General features: G+C 69.7%; 24 protein-coding genes. 16 read left to right on the top strand and 8 right to left on the bottom strand.

All coding sequences use genetic code 11. The features are described 5' to 3' along the window. The coding region (locus HUA78_RS37170; RefSeq protein WP_371745750.1) for a transposase at positions 1–380 on the top strand (380 nt) is incomplete at its 5' end. A gap of 139 nt (positions 381–519) precedes the next feature. Here the strand turns inward: HUA78_RS37170 and HUA78_RS37165 are convergent. Then, positions 520–894, bottom strand: coding sequence for an Ig-like domain-containing protein (locus HUA78_RS37165; protein WP_174478346.1), 375 nt, complete (start codon positions 892–894; stop codon positions 520–522). 293 nt (positions 895–1,187) lie between these two features. Further along, positions 1,188–2,855 carry a carboxypeptidase-like regulatory domain-containing protein gene (locus HUA78_RS37160; protein WP_141646729.1) on the bottom strand — a complete coding sequence of 556 codons (1,668 nt, stop codon included), beginning with the start codon at positions 2,853–2,855 and terminating at the stop codon, positions 1,188–1,190. A gap of 257 nt (positions 2,856–3,112) precedes the next feature. Between HUA78_RS37160 and HUA78_RS37155 the strand changes: the two genes are divergently transcribed. Continuing rightward, on the top strand, positions 3,113–3,556 hold the full coding sequence (locus HUA78_RS37155; protein WP_174456948.1) for an HIT family protein: 444 nt from the start codon (positions 3,113–3,115) through the stop codon (positions 3,554–3,556). A gap of 60 nt (positions 3,557–3,616) precedes the next feature. After that, positions 3,617–8,416 (top strand): AAA domain-containing protein, encoded by a 4,800-nt coding sequence (locus HUA78_RS37150; RefSeq protein WP_174478345.1) that lies wholly within the window; start codon positions 3,617–3,619, stop codon positions 8,414–8,416. A 3-nt stretch (positions 8,417–8,419) separates the two neighbouring features. Here the strand turns inward: HUA78_RS37150 and HUA78_RS37145 are convergent, their stop codons facing one another. Further along, positions 8,420–9,001 (bottom strand): Uma2 family endonuclease, encoded by a 582-nt coding sequence (locus HUA78_RS37145; RefSeq protein WP_174478344.1) that lies wholly within the window; start codon positions 8,999–9,001, stop codon positions 8,420–8,422. Between the two features lie 181 nt (positions 9,002–9,182). Here HUA78_RS37145 and HUA78_RS37140 point away from each other — a divergent pair, with 181 nt between their 5' ends. From HUA78_RS37140 to HUA78_RS37100, 9 genes are all read left to right on the top strand, one after another. Further along, entirely contained in the window at positions 9,183–12,032 is a 2,850-nt protein-coding gene (locus HUA78_RS37140) for a TonB-dependent receptor domain-containing protein (RefSeq protein WP_174460056.1), read from the top strand. 3 nt (positions 12,033–12,035) lie between these two features. After that, a complete protein-coding gene (locus HUA78_RS37135; RefSeq protein WP_174468028.1) occupies positions 12,036–12,485 on the top strand; it encodes a GNAT family N-acetyltransferase in 450 nt (149 codons plus the stop codon). 149 nt (positions 12,486–12,634) lie between these two features. Beyond that, on the top strand, positions 12,635–13,858 hold the full coding sequence (locus tag HUA78_RS37130) for a nitronate monooxygenase (RefSeq protein WP_174478348.1): 1,224 nt from the start codon (positions 12,635–12,637) through the stop codon (positions 13,856–13,858). 114 nt (positions 13,859–13,972) lie between these two features. Further along, positions 13,973–14,383: a hypothetical protein gene (locus tag HUA78_RS37125; RefSeq protein WP_174456952.1), complete on the top strand. Its 411-nt coding sequence runs from the start codon at positions 13,973–13,975 to the stop codon at positions 14,381–14,383. Positions 14,384–14,582: 199 nt separating this feature from the next. Next, positions 14,583–16,898, top strand: coding sequence for a hypothetical protein (locus HUA78_RS37120; protein WP_174478343.1), 2,316 nt, complete (start codon positions 14,583–14,585; stop codon positions 16,896–16,898). A gap of 56 nt (positions 16,899–16,954) precedes the next feature. Next, a complete protein-coding gene (gloA, locus tag HUA78_RS37115; protein ID WP_141648671.1) occupies positions 16,955–17,341 on the top strand; it encodes a lactoylglutathione lyase in 387 nt (128 codons plus the stop codon). A gap of 142 nt (positions 17,342–17,483) precedes the next feature. Then, on the top strand, positions 17,484–18,320 hold the full coding sequence (nudC, locus tag HUA78_RS37110; protein WP_174478342.1) for an NAD(+) diphosphatase: 837 nt from the start codon (positions 17,484–17,486) through the stop codon (positions 18,318–18,320). Between the two features lie 77 nt (positions 18,321–18,397). Further along, complete coding sequence (locus HUA78_RS37105) at positions 18,398–19,336, top strand: oxygenase MpaB family protein (protein ID WP_174478341.1); 939 nt, start codon at positions 18,398–18,400, stop codon at positions 19,334–19,336. 187 nt (positions 19,337–19,523) lie between these two features. After that, a complete protein-coding gene (locus HUA78_RS37100; protein WP_141648668.1) occupies positions 19,524–20,216 on the top strand; it encodes a radical SAM protein in 693 nt (230 codons plus the stop codon). A gap of 8 nt (positions 20,217–20,224) precedes the next feature. Here the strand turns inward: HUA78_RS37100 and HUA78_RS37095 are convergent, their stop codons facing one another. Both HUA78_RS37095 and HUA78_RS37090 read right to left on the bottom strand, forming a co-directional pair. Continuing rightward, positions 20,225–20,662 (bottom strand): hypothetical protein, encoded by a 438-nt coding sequence (locus tag HUA78_RS37095; RefSeq protein WP_174478340.1) that lies wholly within the window; start codon positions 20,660–20,662, stop codon positions 20,225–20,227. Positions 20,663–20,708: 46 nt separating this feature from the next. Continuing rightward, positions 20,709–20,990, bottom strand: coding sequence for a hypothetical protein (locus HUA78_RS37090; RefSeq protein ID WP_141648231.1), 282 nt, complete (start codon positions 20,988–20,990; stop codon positions 20,709–20,711). 88 nt (positions 20,991–21,078) lie between these two features. On the opposite strand from HUA78_RS37090, the gene HUA78_RS37085 reads away from it, so the two are divergent. Continuing rightward, positions 21,079–21,396, top strand: coding sequence for a hypothetical protein (locus HUA78_RS37085; protein ID WP_141648232.1), 318 nt, complete (start codon positions 21,079–21,081; stop codon positions 21,394–21,396). Positions 21,397–21,414: 18 nt separating this feature from the next. On the opposite strand, the gene HUA78_RS37080 is transcribed toward HUA78_RS37085, so the two are convergent. The 3 genes from HUA78_RS37080 to HUA78_RS37070 all read right to left on the bottom strand — a co-directional run bounded on the left by HUA78_RS37080 (position 21,415) and on the right by HUA78_RS37070 (position 22,590). After that, positions 21,415–21,786, bottom strand: a complete 372-nt coding sequence (locus HUA78_RS37080; RefSeq protein ID WP_174456955.1) for a hypothetical protein — start codon at positions 21,784–21,786, stop codon at positions 21,415–21,417. A gap of 166 nt (positions 21,787–21,952) precedes the next feature. After that, on the bottom strand, positions 21,953–22,249 hold the full coding sequence (locus HUA78_RS37075; RefSeq protein WP_141648233.1) for a GIY-YIG nuclease family protein: 297 nt from the start codon (positions 22,247–22,249) through the stop codon (positions 21,953–21,955). Between the two features lie 29 nt (positions 22,250–22,278). After that, positions 22,279–22,590 (bottom strand): CBS domain-containing protein, encoded by a 312-nt coding sequence (locus HUA78_RS37070; protein ID WP_141648234.1) that lies wholly within the window; start codon positions 22,588–22,590, stop codon positions 22,279–22,281. A 146-nt stretch (positions 22,591–22,736) separates the two neighbouring features. Between HUA78_RS37070 and HUA78_RS37065 the strand changes: the two genes are divergently transcribed. The 3 genes from HUA78_RS37065 to HUA78_RS37055 all read left to right on the top strand — a co-directional run bounded on the left by HUA78_RS37065 (position 22,737) and on the right by HUA78_RS37055 (position 25,898). Next, entirely contained in the window at positions 22,737–23,756 is a 1,020-nt protein-coding gene (locus HUA78_RS37065; protein WP_141648244.1) for an alpha/beta fold hydrolase, read from the top strand. A 70-nt stretch (positions 23,757–23,826) separates the two neighbouring features. Continuing rightward, the gene (locus tag HUA78_RS37060; protein ID WP_174456956.1) at positions 23,827–24,834 is read left to right on the top strand and encodes a peptidyl-prolyl cis-trans isomerase; all 1,008 of its coding nucleotides are present in this window, start codon (positions 23,827–23,829) and stop codon (positions 24,832–24,834) included. A gap of 74 nt (positions 24,835–24,908) precedes the next feature. After that, entirely contained in the window at positions 24,909–25,898 is a 990-nt protein-coding gene (locus tag HUA78_RS37055) for a peptidyl-prolyl cis-trans isomerase (protein ID WP_141648236.1), read from the top strand. Positions 25,899–25,923: the final 25 nt, after the last annotated feature.

The raw sequence follows: 25,923 nt of genomic DNA, 5'->3' as shown, positions 1-25,923 counted from the left end.
CCGGAACGGGTGCTCACCATGCCCGGAACGGGTGCTCACCATGCCCGGAACGGGTGCTCACCTCGGGCCGGAATCGGTGCTCAGCATGGACCGGAATCGGTGCTCACCATGCTCCGGTACACGCAAGTGCAAGGCCAACGCGGTCCTGTAGGCGCTTCGAAGCGTGGTTGGGCGAAGCTCGTGCGTGCGGGGTACGCACGGTGGAAACCATTGCGGAGGGCTTCGAACAGGACGGCGATGCCGTCCGGGCCGCCCTGACCTCTCCCTGGAGCAACGCCCGGGCCGAGGGCCAAATCACGAAGCTCAAGCCCCTCAAGCGTCAGATGTATGGCCGCGCCAACTTCGACCTACTGCGTCGTCGAGTGCTGCTCACCGTCTGAACCTACGGTCCACACAAAGTGCAGGAGAGCCACTGAAGCGGCTCACCCCACCCCACAGGGACGAAACGAGCCCCTGATGGGGGACCGAGCGAGAGCCCTGTCGGAGGCGACCGGTCGACAGTGAACTGCTGCGGCTCACTCAGGTAAACCCTCCCAGGGTTGCCTTCACTCGCAGTTCGTGCCGCCGCTCCTCAAGCGCCTGGGTATCCCACGACATCTCGTATGGCGGGAGCAGCGTCTCAACGGATCTGCCATTGACCAGCAACTCCACCCGCTCTGGGGTGGGTCCACTCAGTTCGGCCCTGACGTCGACAGGGCCGTTCGTCACGTGCCGCGATAAAACAAGCCGCACCAGCACGGATGGCTCACCCGCGTCGGGCGTCGAAGCATCTGGTGACGTGTCGGGACCCCCATCAGGTTCCTCGACCACCTGCTGGATTTCTGGGACGTCGATACAGGCCCCCATCAGGAGCCCCAGACAGACAATCACTGCACGTTGCGGGAATGGATGCATGACTCACAGAGAAGGCAATCCCTGTTCCAGTGCGATGTCACCATCGCTCGCCCTTGGGACATAGGGGCCGGGGTCACTGTTGGGAAGAGCCGAGCAGTCACTGGTATCTCGTCAAGCGGACCCACGTCTACTCCATGAGATTCAGAGCCAGCCGCTCAGCAACTGCTCGCGAATCTCCACACTCGCTCTTGGTGCGCGCCCCTCAGAAACAACAACGCCTCCGTGAGCAAGCTCACGGAGGCGCGGTCATCATTCAACGAAGCAGCGTCAGCGCGGCTTCGCCGTGCCGGGAACTACGGAGTGACAGGAGCGGGCTGAATCGCGAGGCCGTTCACCGTCAGGTCGGCGGTGATGGGCTGCCCCCAAATGCTCTCATAGTTACCGGTGAGGCCTCGGCCACCCAGCGCCGAGAACGCGACCACGAGCCTTACGGCTCCAGGCGAGAACGCCGGCACACCCGTGTAGATGAATGAGTAACGCGTGCTGTATCCTGAGAAGTTAATGCCAAAGACAGGCAACTCAGGCCGATCCGTGCGCGTCGCGTAGGGTCCGACGGGCTCATCCCTGATCAGCGGGAAGCCATCGGGGTAACCCAGCTCACCAAGCGCAGTGCCTGCCCTCGAATCGCCATTCAAGTCGATGTCGTTGGCAAAGAAAACCTCGGCGCGCTCAATCCCGCTTTCGAACGGGGACCAAATAGGGGAGCTGAAGGTGATGTACACCCGCTCGCCATCGTTGAGTTGCTGAAGGTTGGGAGGAACGACTGTCTCCTGGTAGCGCGCCTCCGCGATGGTCACCGGTGAGACGGACCCGGGCTCGCCACCGAAGAAGAAGCCCCTGGTCGAGTAGAGGTCCCCGTTCTCCGCGGAGACAGCGCGCAGGTCCAGGTTGTACTCCTTGCCCGTCTGCACCACCCCGTTACCCGGAGTGATGGTGGCGGTATAACCACCATTGCCCAGGGCCACCGTGACGGGCAGCGACTCCTTGGCGTACTCGTCTGTCAGGCGCACCAACAGGGAGCTCTGCTGCACGGGCTGGTTGAAGTACAGGTAGATGGGCTCGCCCGGCCGCACCATGTTGCGCAGCGGATGCGAATCCGAGGCACCCCGCAGCATCGCCACGTTGCTGCCCTCGACGTTCAGCGGGAGGTTGCTTACCTGCGAATACGGCAGGGTGATGAGCCGCGTGGTGCCAGAGGCCACCACGCTGGAGGCCGAGTAGGAGTCCACGTAGCCGTTGGTCTCCGGCACGCCGTCGCTGTTGGAGTCCACCGCGGACACCCACAGCTTGTACGTGCCGAGCTGGCCGGGGGTGGAATAGCGCGCCAGTTCCTGCGCGGTCGGGATGCCCTGGAAGTTCAGCACGCCCTGGTCGTCGGACGTCGCCTCCACGACCACCGTGCTCATCACGCGCGTGGTGTTGTCGGTGTTCGACAGGATGGTGGTGCCCGCGGGCGAGGCCTCGAGCGTCGCGCGTACGTTTGCCGCGGGACGGCCCTGCGGCGTCACCAGCAGGAAGCGCAGCGAGCCGTCCAGCCGCGTCAGCGTCACGGGACCAAAGCTCACGTTGGCGTTGTTGATGGGCACGTTGCCGGCCGACGAGGGAATCGTCGAGCTCGCGCGCAGCGTGGCATAGCCCGCCTTGGTGAACGTCAGCAGCACCTGGGAGCCGGCCGGGACGTCCTTGAACTCGAAGTTGCCCTTCGCATCGGTCGTCCCCGCGAGCGGATCCGCCGAGCTGCCGATGGTGATTTCCACCGAGGCCTCGGACAGCGGCTTCAGGTCCGTGCTCAACACCTGGCCCGACACCGTCCCCTTCGGCGTCGCGGGCGTCACCACCGTCACACTGTCCGGCTCACGAATGCCGTCGGCGATGCCATCCCCGTTCTCATCCTTGAAATCATCACCGCACCCCAGCGCCAAGAACGGCACCACGGCCATGACCAGATGCTTCTTCATCATCCCCACCTTGAAAAGATTTGCTTGAGCTCTCACGCCCCCAAGAGCGTGGGGCGGACACTCTCCGACCCGGCCCCTTCACGTCAAGCAGGCGACAGTCGCACTCGCACCCCTCCCACAACCGAGACACCTCACCCCCGGGGATCACATCACACCCCTCCCATTCTCTTACTTTTCAGCGGGTCCCATGCGACCCGCCCTGGTGCGATGCGCCTCCGCACGCGGCTTCCCCGGCGAAAACCGACTGCTACGGTGGCTCCATGGTGGATGTGAATGAACCGTGTCTCGGCTGTGCCATTGCTCGCGGCGAGCACCGTCCCGTGGGCGGCATCCTGGCCCGAGCCCCGGGGTTGGTGCTGCATGGCGTCGCGGGCCCCAGTCCCGTTCCTGGCTGGGTCGTCATCTCCAGCGAGCACCATGCACGTGCCTGGTACGAGCTGGATGACGCCACGGCTCGCGAGCTGGGCGCGTTCGCCGCGCGGGTGATGCGCGCCCAACGCGCGGTCCTCGGCGCCGAGCACGCATATGCGTTCGCCATCGGCGACGTGCTGCGCCACTGCCACCTGCACCTGGTGCCTCGCTTCCGGGACACGCCTCAGCGCCTGTGGGGCCGCGCGGTGTTCGACGCCGCCCCGGCGGATCATCTCCCGGCCGAAACACTGGAGGCCGCCGCCCGCTCGCTCGCCGCCTCACTGACGGACTGAGGCCCCTCTCAGGGCCCCATGGTAGACAGCGACCTCCCTCCTCTGGAGAGAGGTACCGCCGTGTCGTCCGAGTCCCGCAACCGCGTCCTCGAGAAGATGCTCGAGCGGCTGTACGCCGCGCTCGCGTCCGGACCGAGCATCAACTGTCGCCCCCACCACAGTCGGCAGCGCCTGGACCTGTCCGTGCTGAGCCGACTCGACGGCACCCCGCCCCACGCGGTGCTGGCCGCCCTGCTCGGGGACAAGGCCTCGGCCCGACTCGCGGTGAAGCCTCCGGACACGCTCCGGACATCCCCTGTCACGGCACGCACGGGACCCAAGGCCTCCGTGAGCGAGAAGCGCGCGCGCCCGAGCCCCGAGGCTCCGGACGACCTCGCGGCGACTCGAGCCACGGCGGAGGTCGACATGGACCTGAACGAGGCGCCACCTCTTCGGACCGAAGTCCTCTCCACGTCTCGCACCGGGACCTCGCTGGATGACCTCGCGACCTCCGGCGACACCACGGACCTCACGACCGATTCGGACTCAGAGGACGAGAGCCCCACGAAGACTCGCGCGGAAGAGGAACAACAGGCCCTGCTACGCAAGCTCGCCGCCATCGTCGAGGATGCCCGCATCTTCGAGCAGGACACCGGAGCGCATGTCCTCCACGTCGGCTTCCCGCTGCTGCACCTGCCCCCGAGCGCCAAGGACAAGCGAGGCTTCGGCACCCGGCGCATCCTGGCGCCCATCGCCTTCGTCCCCGTGCGCATCACCCTGAAAAAGGGACGCGCGCCCTCCGTCGAGCTGGCGGGGGCCGAAGAAGGCGTGGACCGCGTCGCACCCAACACCGCGCTCCTCGCCTGGCTCGAACAGCAGACAGGTCAGCGCTTCGGCGAGCTCTTCGCCGATGACGATGGCATTGAGCCGTGGCGCGAGGTCAACGAGCTGGTCGCCCTCGTCTCCAAGGCCCTGGAGCTGCCAACCCCCGCGACCTTCACGCCCGACACGCTCCTGACCGCCGTGCCTCGCACGGACGAGGACGGCGGCCCGCAAGCCTCCATCCTCCCCTGCGCCGTGCTCGGCCTGTTCCCGCTGTCCAACCAGAGCCTCGTGGACGACATGCGCGCCCTCGTGGACGGTGAGCCCATCTCCGGACCGCTGGAGAGCTTCCTGCGCGTGGATGTGTCACTCGGGCAGTCAGCTCACGCGGGCGGCGGAGAGCGGAACCTGGAGGGCCTCAAGCTCGCCGCCGAGGAGCGACTCGTCACCATCGCGGACCCCTGTCAGGCCCGCGCGGTGCGACTGGCGCGCAGCCGCCAGGGGCTCGTCATCCACGGACCTCCTGGCACCGGGAAGTCGCAGACCATCGCCAACGCCATCGGTGACCATCTGGCCCGGGGTGAGCGGGTGCTGTTCGTCTGTGACAAGCGCACCGCGCTCGACGTCGTGAAGCACCGTCTGGACCACCTGGGGCTGGGGAACCTGTGCGCCGTCGTGCATGACGCGCAGAGGGACCAGCGAGACCTCTACATGGGGATCCGCGAGCAGCTCGACACTCTGCCCGAAGCACGGACAGATGCCGCCGTGACGAAGGAGCTGTCCCGCGTGGACGATGAGCTCCAGACCCTCCACGACGAACTCACCACCGCCGAGCGTGCCCTCTCCGAGCGCCCCGCGGGCGGCACCGCGCCCTCCTTCCACGAGCTGGTGGGCCAGTGGCTCTCCCTCGAGACTCCCGCCGAGCTCACTCCCGCCACGGCCTCCCTCACCTCCGCCCGGCTCGCGGACGTGACTCCGCGCGAGCGAGAGACCCGCGAGGTCCTCGAGCGCGCGCTCAAGGAAGGCTACCCGGACAACCCCTGGCGCGAAGCCCTGGGCGTGGACCTGGCCACGTATCTCGCCACGCCGCTGGCCACCTACCGTGAACGGCTGAGCACCACGGTCAACGCGGCCCGCGACGCGGACGCTCTCGCCTCCCCGCACATCCCGTCATTTGGAGCGGAGCCCGAAGCCGAGGGCATCGCGCGCGCCACCTTCGCCGAGCAACTCGCCCCGCTGCTGGAGGCCGCGAGCCCAGAGGTCCTCTCATACTGGAGCGCGGCTTCCGCGGACTCGGTGCGGACCGCGAAGACCCAGCTCGACGGACTGGCGCCCCAGGTCAAGGTGCTCGCCGAGGGGCCTCTCGACACGGAGCTCGCGCTGATTCATCGCGAGCAGCCTCAGTCCCTGGGCGTGCTGTCCACGGCGCTCGCCACGCTGGGCGCGTACCTGGGCATCGCTAGCAAGTGGTACGCCTTCTTCTGCTTTGCGCGGAAGGCAGGCGCTCGCAAGGTGCTCCAGCAGTTTGGCCTCACCTTGGGTGCCGACCCCGCTGAGCGTGTCAGCCGCTTCCTCACGGGCGCCCGCGCACGCGCGCTGCTGAGCGAGTTCCACCGCTCCACCCTCGCGCCGGGCGCTGCTACCGCGAGCGGCTCTCACTCCACCATGGCGCAGGGCGCTGCTACCGCGAGCGGCTCTCACCCCACCATGGCGCGCGGCTCCACTGCCGCGAGCTTCCCTCCTCCTTCCATTGCTCCGAGTTCCTCCGCCGTGGGCCTCGCCCACTCCAGCGTGAAGCCGGGCTCCGCCGCCGTGGGCATCTCCCGCTCCACCTCCGCGAGCCTTCCCGATGAGCTGCTGTCTCGGGACCTGCGCACGCACAGCGCCCTCTTCGATGTACTGGGCACGCTGGACAGCACACCCCTGCTCTCCTCGTGCCGCGACGCCGTGCGCCGGGCCCTGACGGGAGATGCCGCCGCGCGCGAATCGCTGCTCACGGGCCTCCGTCAGTCCCCGGCACGAGGCGCGGCGGTGGTGAAGCTGGAGAAGCGACTCGCCGAGACCGGACTCCTCCGCGCTCCGTGGCTCTCCACCCGCTCGCGCGAGCTGCGCGCCGGTGCCCAACTGTCCCCCATCGCCTCCGCGTTCCAGGCCCGTCTGTCCACCGTGGAGGGAATGCTGCGCATGCGCTCGCTGCTGTCCGGCATGCCGCCCACGCTGGAGCCCGCCGTGGAATCCCTGGCGCGCCAGGGCGTGGACGCGGACTCCGGCTGGACGGCCGTGCTCAAGGCCACGCTCGCGGCGGAAGTCTCCTCACGCCTGCGCGATGACCCCGCCCTCCAGCATGTCGACGCCGAGCGCACCCAGGCCACCCAGGCCCGCTACCGCGTCCTCGAGGAGAAGAAGCGCGGTCTGGTTCGCGACGCCATCCTCCACCGATGGACGCAGCGCCAACGGGAGCGTCTGCTCGCGACCACGGGAGGAAGACTCAACGGCCAGGGCGCGGAGCTGCGCCGGCGGCTGATGCTCCGAGGCGAGCGCGCCATGCGCGTACGCCAGGTCATCGCCACTGGCCTGACACTCGAAGGAGGAGACCCGCTCTTCGACGCCCGCCCCGTGTGGATGGCCAGCCCGCAGACGGTGGCGCAAATCTTCCCGCGCCAACCCATCTTCGACGTCGTCATCTTCGACGAGTCCTCCCAGTGCCGACTCGAGGAAGCCCTGCCCGTCCTCACCCGTGCAAAGCGCGTCGTCATCGCCGGAGACCCGAAGCAGCTTCCTCCCACGCGCTTCTTCGAGTCCGCCGTGGTGCAGAGCCAGGACACCGAGGCCGAAACGGAGCAGGGCCTCTTCGAGGACCAGCAGTCCGAGGTGGAAGACCTGCTCTCCGCCGCCCTCAACCTGGACATCGACCAGTGCTACCTCGACGTCCACTACCGCTCGCAGAACGCGGACCTCATCGCCTTCAGCAACGAGCACTTCTACGACAAGCGCCTCCAGGCCATCCCCGCGCATCCCTCGCACCGCGCACCCCACGCGCCCCTGCGACTGCTGCCCGTGGGTGGCACCTACGAGAAGCGGGTGAACCACACCGAGGCCCGCGCCGTGGGCCAGCTCGTGAAGGAACTGCTCGCACGCGCTGAACCTCCCTCCGTCGGCATCGCCTGCTTCAACCTCTCACAGCGCGACGCCATCACCGACGTCCTCGACGAGCTGGCGGCGGAGGACGCCACCTTCGCGGCCCGGCTCGCCACCGCGCGCACCCGCCGAGGCGCCGGCTCCTTCGAGGGCCTCTTCGTCAAGAACCTCGAAAACGTCCAGGGCGACGAGCGAGACCACCTCATCATCAGCACCACCTACGGCCCTGACCGACAGGGCCGCTTCTACAGACGCTTCGGCCCGCTCGGCAGCGCGGGCGGAGGACGGCGCCTCAACGTGCTCGTCACCCGCGCCCGCCAGCAGGTGCACCTGGTCACCTCGATTCCACGCGACGCCTATACGGCCCTGCCCCCCGTGGAGACCGGCCGTCAGCCCAACGGAGGCTGGCTGCTCTTCGCCTATCTCCAGTTCGCGGAAGCCATCGCCCACGCCCACGCGGAGGACTCTCGCGAAGACGCCCTGCCCACGTCCGAGCCCTCCACCCCACGAGAGCTCGTCGTGCGCGAGCGGGAGACCGACGCGGGCTCCACCTTCGCCCGCGCACTGGCGTCGCACCTCGCGCGGCGGCACCTCATCTCCTCCGACGTGAACTGGGGCAACGACGGCTTCTGCGTGGACGTGGCCCTGCATCACCCCACCGTCCCGGGCGAGGTCACCGTGGGCCTGCTCTGCGACGGCACGCGCTACCCCAAGGCCGCCGACCGTGTGGAGTGGGACCTCTTCCGCACCGCCGTGCTGGAGGGCCAGGGTTGGAAGCTCGTCCGACTCTGGACGCCCCACTTCTTCAGGGACCCCGAGGGCGCCACCACCCAGGTGCTCCAGACGGTGGGCGACCTCCTCATGCGCCAGCACCCAGCGGCACAGGCCGTGGACACCTCCAGCAAGCGCGTCATGCACTGAGCCTCAGGGCGTCTTCGGCGTCGACTCCGGCAGCCACAAGATGCCCAGCTCCAGCTCCACCGCCTCGAAGGGCTCGGCACGCACGCGCTCATCCCCTCCGTACGTGCCCAGCTCCACCCAGCGACGGCCCTCCAGGCGAAACACCTCCAGCGTCCGCTCCTTCGGGTCCACCAGCCAGACATGGCGCACGCCTTCTCGGGCGTAGATGCGCTTCTTCTTCACCCTGTCCAACGACGCCGTGGACGGAGAGAGCACCTCGCAGACCCAATCCGGCGCCAGGGTGAAGTACGGCGCGTTCGGCATCTCCGGCATCCGCTCCCGACGCCAGCCCGCCAGGTCCGGCACCAACACGTCCTGGCCGAAGTGAAGCTCTGGCTCATCCAGGAAGAGCCAGCCCCCAGGACCTCCCCGGCCCCGCTCGAAGGGTCCGTAGAGTTCGCCACCCAAGCGAGAATTCGCTCTCGCATGCGGGCTCGCCGGCCGAGGCATGGCGATGAGCTCCCCGTCGATTATCTGCCCGACCATGTTCTCCGGCAGTGCGACCAGGTCCTCATACGTCGCCGGCCGCTTCGGTCCCTCACCCATTCCCTCGCTCCTCTCCCCTCTGACTTCCCACCCCTCCAACATCCCCGCCACCTCCCCAAAGTGGAACCCCACCCCATACCGCGTGTCCACTCCTTCCTACTCAGGAGGTCTGACATTCGGCGGCCCACCCAAAGGCCCCCATGGACCTGCCATTCCATAGAAGGAAGAATGTCACCGCCCCATGCTTCCTTCTCGCTCTGGCCTTCTCGTCCTATCGCTCCTGCTCCTGTCCGTGCCCGCGTACGCGGACAACAACGCCGACGAGGCGGACATCGCCTTCGAGCTGGGAAACGACGCCTACGCCAAGGGCCAGTACACCGAAGCCCTGCGCTCCTATTTCACCAGCTACCGGCTGGTGCCCAACCGCAACGTGCTCTTCAACATCGCCCGCTGCTTCGAGGCGCTGGGCAAGTTCAACGAGGCGTACCGCTACTACAACGACCTGCTCACCGAGGACCTGCCCACGGAGGACGCCTCGGAGGTGTCGCGCTCGTTGGACCGGCTTCGCCCCAAGGTGGCGCTCGTCAAGGTCACCACCGTCCCCAAGGGCGCGGACGTCTACGTGGACCGCATGGACCTGGGCAGCCGGGGCCGCTCTCCGCAGACGCTCGCGCTGTCACCAGGCCGCCACAAAATCATGGTGAAGAAGGAGGGCTACCGTCCCACCGAGGCCACCGTCACCGTGGCGCGCGGTCGTGAGACGGAGCAGACCTTCGACCTGTTCCTCATCACCGGCGGCGTGGAGCTCACCGGGACCCCCGAGGGCGCCGAGGTGCGCGACGCCCCCAACGGCCCCGTCATCACCAAGCTGCCCGGTCGCGCCCGCCTGCCTCCCGGTCAGCGCATCCTCTACGTGCGCGCCCCCGGCTACTCCCCCGGCCAGTACGTGGTGGACGTGCCCGCCGATGGCAGCGTCCCGCTCTCCGTCGCGCTGCGCGTGCAGGACCGCCCCTCCGGCCGACTCGTCGTCACCGCCAACCGCGACGGCGCCACCGTGCGCGTGGACGGCAAGCCCGCGGGCTTCACCCCCACCGTCGTCACCCTCCCCGAAGGTGAGCACGCCTTGGAGGTCGAAAGCCGCGAGGTGCGCCCGCTGCGCCAGAAGGTGACCGTGGTCGCGGACCAGGAGGTGAAGGTCCACGCGGAGCTGCGCTACGCCCCCCCACCCGTCCGCGCCGCATCCAAGAGCCTGGTCGCCGTGGACGACGCGCCCGCCTCCACCACCGTGCTCACCCAGGAGGAGCTGCGCGCGTTCGGCTGGCGCACCCTCGCGGAGGCGCTCTCCGGCGTGCGCGGCTTCTACATCACCGACGACCGGACCTATACGTACCTGGGCGTGCGCGGCTTCTCGCCCCCGGGAGACCTCAACACCCGCGTCCTCATCCTCTGGGACGGCCACGCCATGAACGACGTGTGGGCCGGCCAGGGCTACGCCGCCCACGACCTCAACGTGGACCTGATGGAGGTCGAACGCATCGAAGTCGTGCGCGGCCCTGGCAGCGCCCTGTACGGCACCGGCGCCTTCTTCGCCGTCATCAACGTGGTGCCGCGCGAGTCATTGGGCCCGGACAACCACCTGGAAGTCACCGGCGCGGTGGGCGCGCTGAACACCACGCGCGGACACGTCACCGCCTCGTGGGAGGACGGCAATCGCTCCATCCTGGTGAGCGCCTCGGCGCTGACGGCCTCCGGCGCGGACACCACGCGCTTGCGGCGCCTGGACCCGTCGCTGGCGGACGTGCTCGTCAACGGCCTGGACGCGGAGCGGGCCGCCACCGGCTCCATGCGCGCCCGTCTGGGCGATGTGTCCTTCCAGGCACAGCTCAACGTCCGCTCGAAGGAGCTGCCCACCGCCCCCTACGGCACCGTGCCTGGCGCAGAGGGCAACACCGTGGAGGACCTGCGCGCCTTCGTCGAGGCCCGCTACGAGCGCGAGTTCACCGAACGCTTCAGCCTGTCCGCGCGCGCCGCGTTCGACATCAGCCGCTACGAAGGCATCTACGTGTATCCGGAGGACGCCGGTGGCTCCAACAAGGAGGGCGGCGCGGCGGATTGGGTCAGCGGCGAGGTGCGCGCACGCGTGGGCATCTTCGAGGGCAACCGACTCACGCTCGGCGTGGAGGCCCAGGGACAGCTGAGCGTGCGGCAGACGGCGAGCAACGCCCCCCTGGATGAGAAGTCGCGCACCCTCTTGTCCGCGTATCTGCTCGACGAGTGGCGACTGCACCCGCGCCTGAGCCTCTCCGCGGGCCTGCGTCTGGACAAGTACCTGGACCTGGACACCACCCCCATCACCCCGCGACTGGCCCTCATCGCCCGTCCCTACGACGCGGGGCTCACCAAGCTGGTGGCCGGCAAGGCCTTCCGCGCGCCCAACGTCTACGAGCTCTACTACACGGACGGCATCACCCAGGCGCCCCCGGGCTCGCTGGAGCCGGAGACCATCACCACCTTCGAGCTGGAGCACTCGCACGACCTGACGGACGAGCTGCGCCTGTCGGTGGCCGGCTACCACAACCGCATCTCCAGCCTGGTGCAGCTGCGCACCGACGACGCCCCCTCCACCGAATGTGGCGGCACCCCGTGTCTGCGCTTCGTCAATGACAGCGGCACCACGCTGGCGTGGGGCGCGGAGGCGGGCGTGCACTGGCAGCCGGGACGCTGGCTGCTGGTGGACGTGAGCTACTCGTACGTGAAGCTGCGCAACGCGGCGGACGTGGTGGCCTCCGCGTCACCCGCGCACCTGGTCTCCGGACGCCTGCTGATGCCCGTGGGCAACGGCGACATGCGGCTGGCCACCCAGGCCACCTACCAGAGCGCGCGCCCCACCGGCCCGGGTGGAGCCGACAGCGGTGAGGCGCTGCTCGTCGGCTTCGGGCTCTCCGGTGACTATGGCCCGCTGCGCTACTTCGCCGGCGTCCACAACCTGCTCGACTCCGAGTACCAGATTCCCGTGTCGGACGAGAATTCCATCGCCCCCGTGCCGCAGTACGGACGCACCTTCACCCTCCAGCTCACGGGAACGTTCTGACGCATGGGCGAGGCCGACTTCGAGTTCACCTTCATCCAGCCCGGGCACGCGCTCTACGAGGCGGAGCTGGAGCTGCGCTTCCGCGTGCTGCGCGAGCCTTTGGGCCACACGCGGGACGCGGTGAAGTTTCCCTTCGAGGCACAGAGCCTCCACCTGGTCGCCCACCAGGGTGACAGCGTGCTGGGGTGCGTCCTCTTCCACCCCGAGGACTCGCACGGTGGACGCCTCTTCCAGATGGCGGTGTCGCCCCACCTGCAGGGTCAGCGCCTGGGTGCTCGACTGGTCCATGCGCTGGAAGCGGAGCTGGTGCGACGCGGCGTCACCCACGTCCACCTCCATGCCCGGCAGACGGTCGTCCCCTTCTACGAACGCCTGGGCTATTCCGTGTATGCGGAAGCGTTCACGGAAGTGGGGATTCCCCACCAACACATGAAGAAGTCACTCGCGACGTAGACCGGGGCGGGTGCTCACCACTCGACACCGCCGAATGTCTTCGGGCACCCGGGCGGACCACCGCCCCGTTGCCCCCTGACCTCAACAGGCAGGGGATGCTGGTAACCTTTCGCGAGAGGTCAGCGGGCCAGCGACACCGAGGAGACATGATGAACGGAACGAACGACGGACGCGCCGCGCCCCCTTCCCACCGGGCCGGCCCCTCGGGGGGTCCTGGGGACAGCGAGCTGGATGACGAGGGCTCGCCAGCCGAGTCGGAGGAAGGCCGCGCGCCTCGGCGTCCACCCATCCACGTCCTGGAGGACAACACGCTGCACACGCGGCTGACGCGTGACTTGGGCGTGCACTATCCCTTCGTCAGCGCGGGCATGGCCTTCGTGGCGCTGCCGCCGCTGGTCATCGCCGTGTCGGAGGCGGGAGGCATCGGCATGCTCGGCTCGGCGCCGGAGCCCGCGCCCTTCTTGCGCTCGCGCATCCAGGCCATCCGCGCCGGCACGCAGCGCCCCTTCGGCGTGGACTTCATCCTCGACCGCGCGCGAGCGGGGGACTTCACCACGCGCGAGCACATCGACACGTGCATCGCCGAGCGCGTACCGGTGGTCGCCTTCCACTGGGCCCTGCCGCCCGCGGACTGGGTGAAGGACCTGAGGGCCGCGGGGACGAAGGTCTGGGTGCAGGCGAGTTCGGTGGAGTTCGCGAAGGAAGCGCTGGCGCTGGGCGTGGATGGACTCATCGCACAGGGCCGACAGGCGGCGGGTTACAACCGGGGCACCACGCCCACGCTGAAGCTGGTGCGGGAGCTGCGCGCGCTGGTGGGTGAGTTGCCGTTGCTCGCCGCCGGTGGCATCGCGGATGGGCTGAGCGCGGCGCGCGCGCTGTTCCATGGCGCGGACGGTGTCTGGGTGGGCACGCGCATGGTGGCCTCCGTGGAGGCGTACGCGCACCCCGGCTACAAGCAGCGCGTGGTGGACGGAGACGCGCGCGACTCCGACTTCACCACCCTCTTCGGCCCCGAGTGGTCCGGGCCGCGTCAGCGCGTGCTGCGCAACCGCGTGGTGCGCGAGTGGGCGGGCCGCGAGGCGCGCGCGCCGACGAACCCCACGGACTCCATTGGCACCACGCGGCTGTACCCGGGGCTGTCGGGTGGCGACGCGCTCTACACGATGCCGCGCTTCAGCGCCTTCGTGCCCACGCCCGACACGCAGGGCGACCTGGAGGAGATGGCGCTGCCCGCCAGCGGCTCCAGCATGGCGCGCATCGAGAGCGTGCTGCCCGCCGGTCAAATCGTCGTGGAGATGATGGAGGGCGCGCACCGGCTGCTGGCGAACCCGTACGAGTTGGAAGCGGACGCCGACGAGAACGACCGCTCCTGAGTCGAGGTGCCCGGCGGACGGTGCCCTGGTGCTCCGCCCGCCGCCATTCCCGCTGAAACGGGTGAAGCGGCCGGGGAAGTTGGAGTAGGAACCCACGGAAGACAGGTGGGTCCCATGACGATGACGACGACACAGGCGCGCTGGCGGCGCGTGGCGGTTTCGGGCTGGATGGCCCTCGCGCTGTGTGGCGGCGTGGCGGTGGCGCGGGCGGTGACTTCGGAGGTGAGGACACCGTCGCGGCGACTGTCCGCCGAGGAGCGTGTCCTCGTGGGCCGGGCCGCCGCGGAGGCGGAGCCCCACTGGCGTCGGCGCTCGATGCACTCGTTCCCCGGAGACCACTGGTCCCAGGACGACGACTTCGGCGCATCGGAGCGAGGCTGGGTGATGAGCGAGGCGCGCAGGCGCGACGTGCCGGTGACGGACGTGTTCGACGCCATCGACACCGAGCTGCGCTCGGCGGCCCCCATCCTCCCGCCGCGCAAGGCCTCCGCCAGCCCGTGCAAGCCCCGTCCGTTCTACGACTGATGCCCGGCACGAACTCCACCCTCGCTTCGCGAGGCCACCGTCGGCCCGCGCTCGCCACGACCCTTCGCCGAGGCCCGAGGCCCGGCCCCGTCGTCTTCCCGCGAGGTCGCCGCCGCTCCGTGCCTGACTCCTTCTGCTCGCGTCCCTTGATGCCCGGCGCGTCCCCCGTCTTCTCGCGCATCGGCGCGCTCCCTCCCGAATGACGACCTCCTCCCACGGACTGCTCCGCGCCGCCCACCGCGCCGCCTCGCTCACGAGCGTGCGCCTGGCCCTCTTCGGCGTCCTCGCGCTCGCCGCGTGCTGGCATTCCCTGTCGCTCGCCGGAGGGATGAACGATTTCCGCGACTCGCACCTGCTCGACTCGTACGAGGACGCGGGCACGCGCAGCGTGACGCACTACGGACAACTGCCGCTGTGGAACCCCTGGTCCTGCGGTGGCCAGTACGCCCTGGGCAGTCCGCAGACGCGCGTCTTCGCGCCCACCGTGGTGCTGTCCTCCCTCGTGGGCCCGCGCCGCGCGGAGCCGATTCTGCTGTGGGTCTTCCTCGTGCTCGGCATGGAGGGCTTCTTCCACTACGCCCGACGGCGCGTGGGCGCCGCGACAGGCGCACTGGGCGCCGCGCCCCTCTTCGGGTTGATGGGCTTCACCGCCCTGTCCTGGTCCATCGGCTGGCTCAACTTCGCGGGCTTCCTCCTGCTGCCGTGGCTGCTCGTGGGCACGCGTCGCGTCGCGGAGGGGAAGCTGTCTGGCGTCGCGCTCGTGGGCGGCGTCTTCGCGCTGCTGCTCAGCTTCGGTGGCACCTACCCGGTGCCCATGGGCGCCCTCTTCGTCGCGCTGGAGACCGGACGCACGCTGTACGGGATGCGCGGCATGCCTCGACGGCGCGAGGCGCTGTGGGCCCTGGGCATCACCGCCTGCTTCACCCTGGCCGCATGTGCCTTCCGGCTCTGGCCGCTCATCGAGACGATGCGCTCCTCGCCGCGCGTCATGGCGGGCACGCCGGGCAACGCGCTCGTGCCGCTGACGAAGACGCTGCTCCAGCTCCCCGCGCGCGCAGGCTACAGCGACCCGGGCAACTTCTACTTCGCGCCCGCGGCCCTCCTGCTCGCGCTGCCCGCCCTCGCCCTCGCCCGACGCCGCGCGCTCTACCCCGCCGTCATGGCGGGCCTGTGCGCGTGGATGGCGGCGGGCTACTCGGCCACGCCCTCGCTGTTCGCGGGCCTGCGCACGCTCCCCATCTTCGAGACGTTCCGCTACCCCGAGCGCTTCCTCGTCCCCACCTGCTTCTTCCTCGCGGAGCTGGCCGCGCTGGGACTCGCCGCGCTGCTCTCGCGCACGTGGCGCGCGCCCTCCCGGTGGACCTGGGCCGCCGTGGCCGCGTGCGCCGTGGCCATCTCCAGCTGGGGCTTGCAGCTTCGCGCCTTCGACAACCTCTCGCGCTGGGCGCAGATGACGGCGATGCCCGCCGAGCGTGAGCAGCCCTTCGCCCAGGCGCGCGGCAATCGCTGGTCGCAAGGACACCTGCTCGCGCTCAACCGGGGCTCCATCGCCTGTGGCGAGGCGTGGCCCGTGCCCATGTCCTCCAAGCTGCGCGGAGACTTGAGCCAGGAGGAGTACCTGGAGGAGCCCGGCGCGGGCACCGCGAAGCGCGTGGAGTGGACGCCCAACCGCGTGTCCATCGACGTGGACGCGACGCGGCCCACCGTGCTGCTCGTCAACCAGAACTGGCACCCGGGCTGGAAGTCGTCACAGGGCGAGGTCATCTCGCGTGACGGGCTGCTCGGCGTGCGCGTGCCGCAAGGCCATCAGCAGGTGGTGCTGAGCTTCCTGCCCCGCTCGGGACTCGGAGGCACGCTCGTGTCGGCGCTCGCGTGGGCCGGGCTCGCCTTCCTCATGTGGCGCGAGCGGCGCGGTCATCGGCTGCCGTGGCCCGGAGCGCTGGGCGTGTCCGCCGTGCCCCTCGCCGTGTGGGGTGTGCTCGCGATGGCGTGGCCTGAGCCCGTGGCGAAGCCGGACCCGCGCAACGCGGATGGCTCGCCGTTGACGGTGGCGGCGCTGCCCCCCGCGGCGCGGCCGGTGAACGCGCGCTTCGACGTGCCCGTGGAGCTGGTGGCGGCGGAGGTGCCCGCGGAGCCGGACGCGGAAGGCATCACCCCCCTGGTGCTCCACTGGCGCACGACGGGGCCGGTGCCCCGCTCGGTGGGCATCTTCGTGCACGTGGTGTCGGCGGAGGGCCAGCGCCTGGGCTCGGACCATCCGGTGCTGGGCGGCACCTGGTTCTTCGCGGATGCGCCTCGGGACACGCTGCTGCGCGACGCCTTCTCCCTCTCCACGCGGGGCTGGCGGCCCGGAACGTGGAACGTGCTGGTGGGCCTGTGGCACGCGGGCGGCGACCAGTCCCGCGTCGATGTGCTCGGCACGGGCGGAGCACAGGTGTCCGAGGGCCGCGTGTACGTGGGGACGTTCACCGTTCCACGGAACGTCCGGGCCAATGAGTCTTCCGTGAACCCGTAGTCCGGGAGCCGACAGCGCGCCGAGACGCGCGGCGCTCCCGGGGTTATGAAGCGCGCATGCGAATCCTGCACACCATGTTGCGCGTTGGGGACCTGGAGAAGTCGCTCGACTTCTACACGCGGGTCATCGGAATGAAGCTGCTGCGCCGCCACGACTATCCCGACGGGAAGTTCACCCTGGCCTTCGTGGGCTTTGGCCCCGAGGACACCCACCCCGCGCTGGAGCTGACGCACAACTGGGGCGTGGAGAAGTACGAGCTGGGCACGGCCTATGGCCACGTGGCGCTGGGCGTGCCGGACATCCGCGCGACGTGCGACGCGATTCGACAGGCGGGTGGCAAGGTGGTGCGTGAGCCCGGGCCGATGAAGCACGGCACCACCGTCATCGCCTTCGTCGAGGACCCGGACGGCTACCGCGTGGAGCTCATCCAGAAGGACACCTAGTCCCGTCGCCAGTTCGTCACCCGCACCGTGGCCGCGCCACCGTTCACCCGTGACGCGCCACGGGTGCGCTCCGCCCCTCCCCCCGGGCGCCTGGGTGACAACGAAGCCTGCGTCGCCCGTCGCGGGCCATTAAGGTGGCCACGTGAGCCCCAGCCCTTCCTTCCTCCCCAGCCACGAGCCCCCCAGCCGACCGCGCGACAGCGCCCTGCTCTTCCTCTCGCGCGGCATGGAGCTGCTCATCATCGAGCGGGAGGGCGCCATCAGCCTGCCCACCGGCTCCACGCTCCCTGAGTTCGCCTCGGCGGCCCACTACCTGGGCGTGCTGGACGGAGTGGACTGCTACGCCGCGCCCCTGCCTCGGGACTTCGCGCCGCCGGAGGGCACCACCCTCGTGCCCGCGCGCTCGCTCTACAAGCGACTGGACGAGGTGCACTTCGCCGTCGCCGGCCGCGCGCTCGCCATCGCCGAGTGGGACATCCAGCACCGCTTCTGCGGGCGCTGTGGCCAGCCCACGCAGCTGGTCTCCGGTGAGCGCGCCCGCCGCTGCACGGTGGACAACACGCCCTTCTACCCGCGCATCTCCCCCGCGATGATTGTGCTCGTCACCAAGGGCGACACCATGTTGCTCGCGCGCAACTCCACCCTGCCGGAGCCCATGTTCAGCACGCTCGCGGGCTTCGTGGACGCGGGTGAGTCGCTGGAGGAGTGCGTCGCGCGCGAGGTGAAGGAAGAGGTCAACATCGAGGTGAAGAACATCCGCTACTTCGGCTCGCAGCCCTGGCCCTTCGGGCGCTCGCTCATGGTGGGCTTCACCGCCGAGTACGCGGGGGGCGACATCCAGGTGGACGGCAAGGAGATCGCCGAGGCCCACTGGTTCCACCCCGACGAGCTGCCCCGCGTCCCGCCGCGCCTGAGCATCGCCCGGCACCTCATCGACGCCTTCATCGAGCGCGTGAAGGGCCCGACGCACAGAGGCTGACAGCGACCGGGGGTGCCAATAAGCAGGCCCTGGCGCCATCGGCTAGCGTCCCTTCTTCCTTCGCGGGAGGGACCTGGATGAATCGCTTCGCACTGCGGGACCGCACAGACGGCCTCGATGCCCGGACGCAGCACGAGGACATCGTTCGCATCCTCGCCACCCAGGAGTTCCCCTGGGACATCACCCAGGCGCTCAGCTTCGCGCTGTTCCGCACCTACGCGGTGCCGAGCATCGGGATACTGCTGCACGAGACGGGGGAGTTCACCGAGCGCACCCAGAAGCGCTACGACGACACCGTGCTCATCCTCGACGCCATCCTCGAGCACGGCATCGCCAGCCCCACGGGCCACAGCGCCTTCCGCCGGATGAACCAGATGCACGGCGCCTATGACATCTCCAACGAGGACATGCGCTACGTGCTCTCCACCTTCGTGGTGACCCCCGTGCGCTGGGTGGGCGAGTTCGGCTGGCGGCCCTTCACTCCGCACGAGGCGGAGGCGTGGACCCACTATTACCGCGCGGTGGGCCGCCACATGGGCATCCGGGACATTCCGGAGACCCACGCGGACTTCGTCGCGCTCATGGACGGCTATGAGGCGAAGCACTTCGCCTTCGATGCGCGCAGCCAGGCGGTGGCCGACTCCACGCTGGAGCTGCTCACCACCTTCCCTCCGTCCCACCTGGCGCCCAAGAAGCTCGTGAAGCTGTTCGCTCGCACGTTGATGGAGGACGCGCTGCTGGACGCGTTCCACTACGCGCGCCCCTCCGCGCTCACCCGGAAGGTGTTCCGCACCGCGCTCAAGCTGCGCGGGAAGTTCGTGCGCTACGCCCTGCCTCCGCGAGAGGTGCCCAGGTTCGGCCGCGAGAACTCCAGCGTGCGCACCTACCCGAAGGGCCACGTCGTCGAGCAGCTCGGCACCTTCCCCAAGACCTGCCCCGTGCACCACCACCGCCCGGCCACGGCTTCGGAGGAAGAAGGACACGCCCCACGGGCCCAGGGGACGGGCGGCTCCTGAGCCCGGAAGGCCGCAAGTGCTCCAGATTCCACGGACTTCGCCTCGCCCGGGCCGCTTCCCGCAGCGAGGTCCAGGGTCCGGGAATCCCGGGCCGCTCCCGGGGCGTTGGCTCCGGATTGGGGTGACGGCTTGACCTCCCGGGCTGACTGGGGTTGAAGCGCCGCTCCCTTCGCCTCACGAAGAAGCCATGCCCGCCGCGCGTCCCCACATCGAGCCCCGCCTCGTTCCCACCGCTGACTCCGTGGTGGTGAAGGAGATCTACCTCTCTCTCCAGGGCGAGTCCTCGCACGCCGGCCTGCTGTGCGCCTTCATCCGCCTCACCGGCTGTCACCTGCGCTGCACCTACTGCGACAGCGAGTTCTCCTTCCACGGCGGCGCGCGTCGGAAGAACGCGGACGTCATCGAGGAAATCAAGGCGCTGCGCACCCCGCGCGTGGAAATCACCGGCGGCGAGCCCCTGCTCCAGCCCGGCGTCTACCCGCTGATGCAGTCGCTGCTCGACGAGGGTTTCACGGTGCTGCTGGAGACCAGCGGCGCCATCGACGTGCGGCTGGTGCCTCCGGCCGTGCACAAAATCGTCGACATGAAGACACCGTCCTCGGGCGAGGCCGCGCGCAATGATTTGCGCAACTTCGCGTCGATGAACGCGAACGACGAGCTGAAGTTCGTCATCGGCTCGCGCGAGGACTACGACTGGTCCAAGGCCCTCATCGCCGAGCACCGGCTGGCCGAGAAGCCCTTCGCGCTGCTGTTCTCCACCGTGTTCGAAAAGCTCCACCCGCGCGAGCTGGCGGAGTGGACCATCGAGGACCGGCTCTCCGTCCGCTTCCAGCTCCAGATGCACAAGTACCTCTGGGAGCCGAACGCGCGCGGCGTCTGAAGCCCGCGTCAGACGCCAGGCGCCGCGAAGTACAGCCAGCCCCAGAACAGCAGCCACGCGGACAGCAACCCCAGGGTCACCCAGCCGAGCACGGACGCGACCCGCGCGGGAACCTGTCCCTTCGCGGGGCTCTCCCCCCTGCGGATGCGCCCCGCCTCCCGCATCCCCAGCACCACGCTGCCCACGCCCGCCACCAGCGGCGGCAGCGGCATCGCCAGGGTACACGGCAAGACCAACAGTCCCAGCACCCCGAGCCCCAGCGCGCCCCAGGCCGCGCGCGACGCGGGCCCGTCCTTGCGCCGCAACGACACACACGGCTCGCAGAAGGCGGACTCGCCGAAGAGCTCCAGGCACTCCCCGCACAGGAAGCTTCCGCAGCGCGTACAGGTGGCCACCGCGGAGACCTCCGCGTGGCGCGCGCACAGGGCGGCCGTGCTCTCCACCATCACCACGACACCCTGGCGTCGGGCGAGCGCACGGCGAAGCGACGCCTCAGAAGCCCGGCGGAGGAACGCGCGCCGTCAGCGCCGTCAGGGCGTGCGAGCCCAGGCCCAGGAACACGGCCGACAGCACCGTGCAGGACACGAAGCCCGCGACGATGAGCCCCTTGTGCCGGTGCTCGAACTGGCTGAACGCGTAGAAGAACGCGTAACAGGGGATGAGCAGCACCATCACTCCCGTGCCCACGCTGCGGCGGAAGGCATGGACGATGAGGAAGGCGGCGCACACCAGGGCGACGAGACTGGACAGGATGGCGAGCGGGAGCAGCGGCACGCCCTCCCCTTAACACGTTCCACCCCTGGCCAGGGCGTCGTGCACATACTAAGCACGGCCTGTCGTCCCCCTGCCGAGGTGATTGCGCATGAACGCCGCCAAGACACTGCTCAACTTCGTCCTCGCGGGTACCCTGCTGGGCATCCTCGTCGCGTCCTGGGCCGGTCCCCACTTCATCGGCTGGTACAACGAGACGCCCCTGGCGACCCAGACGATGTGCAACCTGCCCCAGGTGGTCCGCAACGTCAGCTCGGACCTGCTCACCTGGCAGACCATTGGCGCCGGCATCGGCGCCGCCGCCTTCCTGGCGCTGGGCATCCTCTTCACCCTCCGCGGCAACCGGAAGGCCCGCGAGCAGGAGGCCCAGACGCCGCCTCCGGCCGCACCGTCCCAGACCGCGCCCTGAGGGGCCCTGCCCGGCCGACTACGGCACGCGCACCAGCACGGAAGGCGTCGTGCCCAGCACGCCGCCGCCCCCGCTGTCCATCACGTTGACCTGCAGCAGGAAGTGCGTCGGCTCCTTCACGCCCTCCGGAGCCGTCCAGGTCGGGGTGCGCGAGTGGGAGTCGCTGAAGTGACCCGCGGGCTCCGCGGGGTTCTGCGTCCAGACGTACTCCATCTCGTCACCATCGGGGTCCTGCACCTCGAACACGAGCTGCACGACGCCCCCGGGCTCCACCGTCTTCGGGCTCGGAATCGGCCCCGCACTGACATCCGGTGGATGGTTGACCACCCGGCCACACCCCAGGGCCAAGATGACCAGTGCGGCGAAGACTCCTGAAAGCGACCGAAGCATGGACTGCCCCCTGTGAAGAATGGTCCCACGGTAACGCGCGACACCGCGTTCGGGTATCGAGGGACCCGACACAAAAGACCCGGATTCCAGGATGATGACAGATGGCGGCGCGAAGGGTCGCCCACCAACGGTCATCCCCGCACGCCGGTATGACGAGGGAACCGGCTCAGCGTCCGCGGCGTCGCGGGGGCCGAGCGGCGGACACGAGCAGCAGCTTGTCGCCCCGGGTGAGGCGTTTGATGGCGGCCTCCCGTCGCAGGGCGGCGCCGCGGTCCTCGGCGGCCTCGCTCCAGACGAGGGTGACGGGCAATCGCGCCCGGGTGTAGGCCGCGCCGCGTCCGCGTCCGTGAGTGGCCACGCGCCGTTCCAGGTCATTGGTGGCGCCAGTGTAGAGCGAGCCGTCTCGGCAACGCAGCATGTAGACAGTCCAGCGGGGAAGGTCGTCCGGCACGGGGGGCGGCATTGTACCGCTCCCACGGCCTGCCCGCCGCATCAGGTCGCCGGACGCATCCGCCCCCCACGCCGCAGGCAGAAGCGCGGCAGGCGCAGGGACAGTCGCCTCCTTCCGCCCGGCAGCCCTACCCGCGCCATGACCTCCGACACGGGCGCCAGCGGATCTCCCCAGGCCGCGAGGATGTGCGCCTCACTCACCAGCCCCAGCAAGCCTCCCCCTTCCCCCACCACGCCCAACAGCTGCACCTGGTGCCGCTCCATCACTCTCAGGGCACGCAGGAGGGTGTCTGTGGGAAAAACGGTGGCGATGAAGGACGACAACGCTTCCTTGATTGCCCTGTTTTGCCGCATCCAGTTTCCTCCGGACCGTTATACCTACATCTCCTTGCAACGGCCCTGCCGGCAGGGATGACCACCCAGCAATGGACACGGCAACGGGCGGCGGACCGGCTTAGAGTGGGGGGGTGACACGGAGACAGGTGGCGCGGCTGGGGCGGATGGCGGACCTCTTCTCGCGGACGATGAGCCGGGGAAAAGAGGGGTTGCTGACGCTGACGTTCCGCCCGGACGAGCTGTACCGGGTGCCCACGGACGACGGCGCGGCCATCGCCATGGGGCGCTACCACGCTCGGGGAGAGCGCCGGTACGCGGAGCCCGTCATCCTCTGCCACGGGCTGGGCGCCAACCGCTTCCACCTGGACTTCGACGAGCACTACAGCATGGCGCGCTACCTGGCGCGGGCGGGCTTCGAGACGTGGGTGCTGGAGCTGCGCGGGCGGGGGCTGGCGGGCGACTGCTCGGACTTCAACTTCGACGACCAGGCGGAGCACGACGTGCGCACCGCCCTGCGCACCGTGGTGTCCACGGGGGCGAAGGAAGTGCTCTGGGTGGGGCATTCCAAGGGTGGCCTCACGCTGTACGCCCACCTGGCCAAGAACCCGCAGGCCCCGGTGCGGGCCGCGGCGATTCTGGGCAGCCCCTTCACCTTCGCGGTGCAACCGGGGCTTCGCACCTTCATCCAGCGCGTGGAGCCGCTCTTGCGGCTGAAGGTCATCCCCACCGGCCGAGTCACCAGCATCGCGCTGCTGGGCGCGCCGCCGGGCCCGCTGAGCCGGTACATGATGCTGGCGGAGAACATGGAGCCGGAGGTCGTGCGGCGCGCGCTGGCCAACGTGCCGGCCAACATCTCCGGCGGCGTGGGCCGCCAGTTCGCCCGCTGGATTTCCACCAACCGCTTCACCACGTACGACGGGGGCTTCGACTACCGCGAGTCCCTGGCGGGGGTGAAGATTCCCGTCCTGCTCCTGGCGGGCAGCAAGGACCTCCTGGCCCCGCCCATGTCGGTGGCGCGGGCGAAGGAGGCGCTGGGGGGCCCGGTGAAGTTCCTCGTGGCCGGGCGAGGGCACGGCTTCGGCGCGGACTACGGGCATGCCGACCTGGTGCTGGGCCGCCGGGCACCGGACGAAATCTTCCCCCTGGTGGAGGCGTTCCTCTCCGCGCACGCCACCCGGCCGTGAGACGGCACACAGGCGACGGGACTCCGGGTTGTCCGGGCCCCCTTGGCGTGCTACCCGGAAGCCCCTCCCCATGAGTCTGTCCCCCCGCCTCCTCACCCTCGCCCTGCTGGCGCCCGCCGCGTGCGGGAAGGCCCCGGGCGAGGTGCCCGCCGGGCAGGCGGTGATGGACCTGCGCCACACGCGACGGACGGACGGACGGGCGGTGGCGCGCTGGAGCGGCGATGCCGTGACGGCGGAGGAGCTGACCGAGCGCTTCCTGGAGATGAGCCCCGCGCTGCGCGAGCGCTACGTGGAGCCCCGCGCCCGGCGTGAGTACGTGGAGTCGCTGGCCCGGTTTGATTTGCTGGTGCGCGACGCGCTCGCCCAGGGACTCCAGGACGACCCCGAGGTGGTGGAGGCCACGCGGCGCGCGCTGGTGGGCCGGCTGATGCGCTCGCGACTGGAAGAGGCGCGAGTGACTGTCACCGACGCGGAGCTGGCGGAAGCCTATGCCGCGCGCAAGGACGACTTCGTGCGCCCGGAGGCCCTGCGCCTGTCCCATGTCTTCCTCGCCGCGCCGCGGGCCGATGCCGCCCGGGAGAGCGCCGCGAAGGGTGAGGCACAGGCCCTGCTCGCCCAGGCGAAGGCGCTTCCGGCGGAGGACTTCGGGGGCTTCGGGAAGCTGGCGCGCGAGCACAGCCAGGAGCCGCGCACCGCGCCGCTGGATGGCGACATGCGCTTTCTCTCCGACGAGGCGCTCGCGCGCGAGTACGGAGCCGAGGTCGCCCAGGCCGCTCGCGCCCTGAAGACCGAGGGCGAGCTGAGCGGTGTGGTGCGGACCGACACGGGGCTCCACGTGCTCAAGCTGCGCGCGCGCAGGCCCGCGCTGGACCTCTCGCTGGACGACGTGCGCGAGGAGTTGCGCGTGCGCCTGGAAGGCGAGAAGCGCACCCGCGCGTGGGGCGAGTACCTGGCGCGCGTGGAGAAGCAGTTGTCGCTGTCGGTCGACACGGACGCGCTGGCCCGGGTGCCAGTGGACGTCCAGGCCCCCATGCGCAAGCCGTCGAGCCCGCTGCCGGGCACGGTGCCCGCGCCATGAGGGCCCGCTTGCCAGCTTGGGGGGCCATCCCCACCTTTGGGAGTCGCCCCCACCCTTCCCCCAGGACTCCGCGCATGCGTCTTTCTCCCACCCGCGCTCCCCTGCTGTCCCTGGTGCTCGCCCTGGCGCTGAGTCAGGGGTGCAACACGCCCGTCAAACTGACGCCCGACGACACGGTGGTGGCCACCGTGAATGGCGAGGTCCTCTCCCGCGTGGACTTCGAGCAGGAGCTGGGCCGGGAGCTGGCCTCCACGGAGGCCTCCCAGCGCACGCCGGAGGAAATCGAGCCCTTCAAGCGCACGCTGCTGGACACGTACATCCACCGGATGCTGCTGCTCCAGGCGGCGCGGAAGAACAACGTCACCGTCACCCCGGAAGAGGTGGACCGGGGCGTGCTGCGGCTGTCGGGCGACTACCCGGCGGGCAACTTCAACGAGGTGCTCGCCCAGGGCCAGCTGTCCATGTCGGAGCTGCGCGCGCGCGAGGCCAGCCGGCTGACCATCGAAAAGCTCTTCGCCAGCCACGTCTACGCCCGCGTGGGGGTGACGGAGGAGGAGCTGCGCGCGTACTACGCGGCGCACGAGGCCGAGCTGAACGAGAGCGAGCAGGTGCACGCCGCGCAAATCGTGGTGAAGGGCCTGGACGAGGCCCGGCGGCTCCAGACGCAGCTCAAGTCGGGCAAGAAGTTCTCGGACCTGGCGCGCAGGTACTCGCTGAGCGCGGACGCCAAGGTGGGGGGCGACCTGGGGTTCTTCCCCCGAGGACAGATGCCGCCCGCCTTCGACGAAGTGGTATTCAAGCTCGGGGTCGGGCAGGTTTCGGACGTGGTGTCCACCGAGTACGGCTACCACCTGTTCAAGGTGCTGGAGCGCAAGCCCGCGCGGAAGCGGGACTTCGCCGAGGCGCGTCAGTGGGTGGAAGCGAAGTTGATGGAGCAGAAGCGCACGGAGGCGCAGGACGCCTTCGAGAAGGAACTGCGGGACAAGGCGCAGGTCCAGGTGAATGAGACCACGCTGCAGGCCATCCGCGGACAGCCCGCGGCACTCCCGCAGGCAGCGAAGTGACGGAATCGTGGGCCCGGCGGACTGT

This window comes from Myxococcus sp. CA033 (genome assembly GCF_013336625.1).
GTDB lineage: Bacteria > Myxococcota > Myxococcia > Myxococcales > Myxococcaceae > Myxococcus > Myxococcus llanfairpwllgwyngyllgogerychwyrndrobwllllantysiliogogogochensis.
This window is presented reverse-complemented; position numbering and strand designations above follow the sequence as displayed.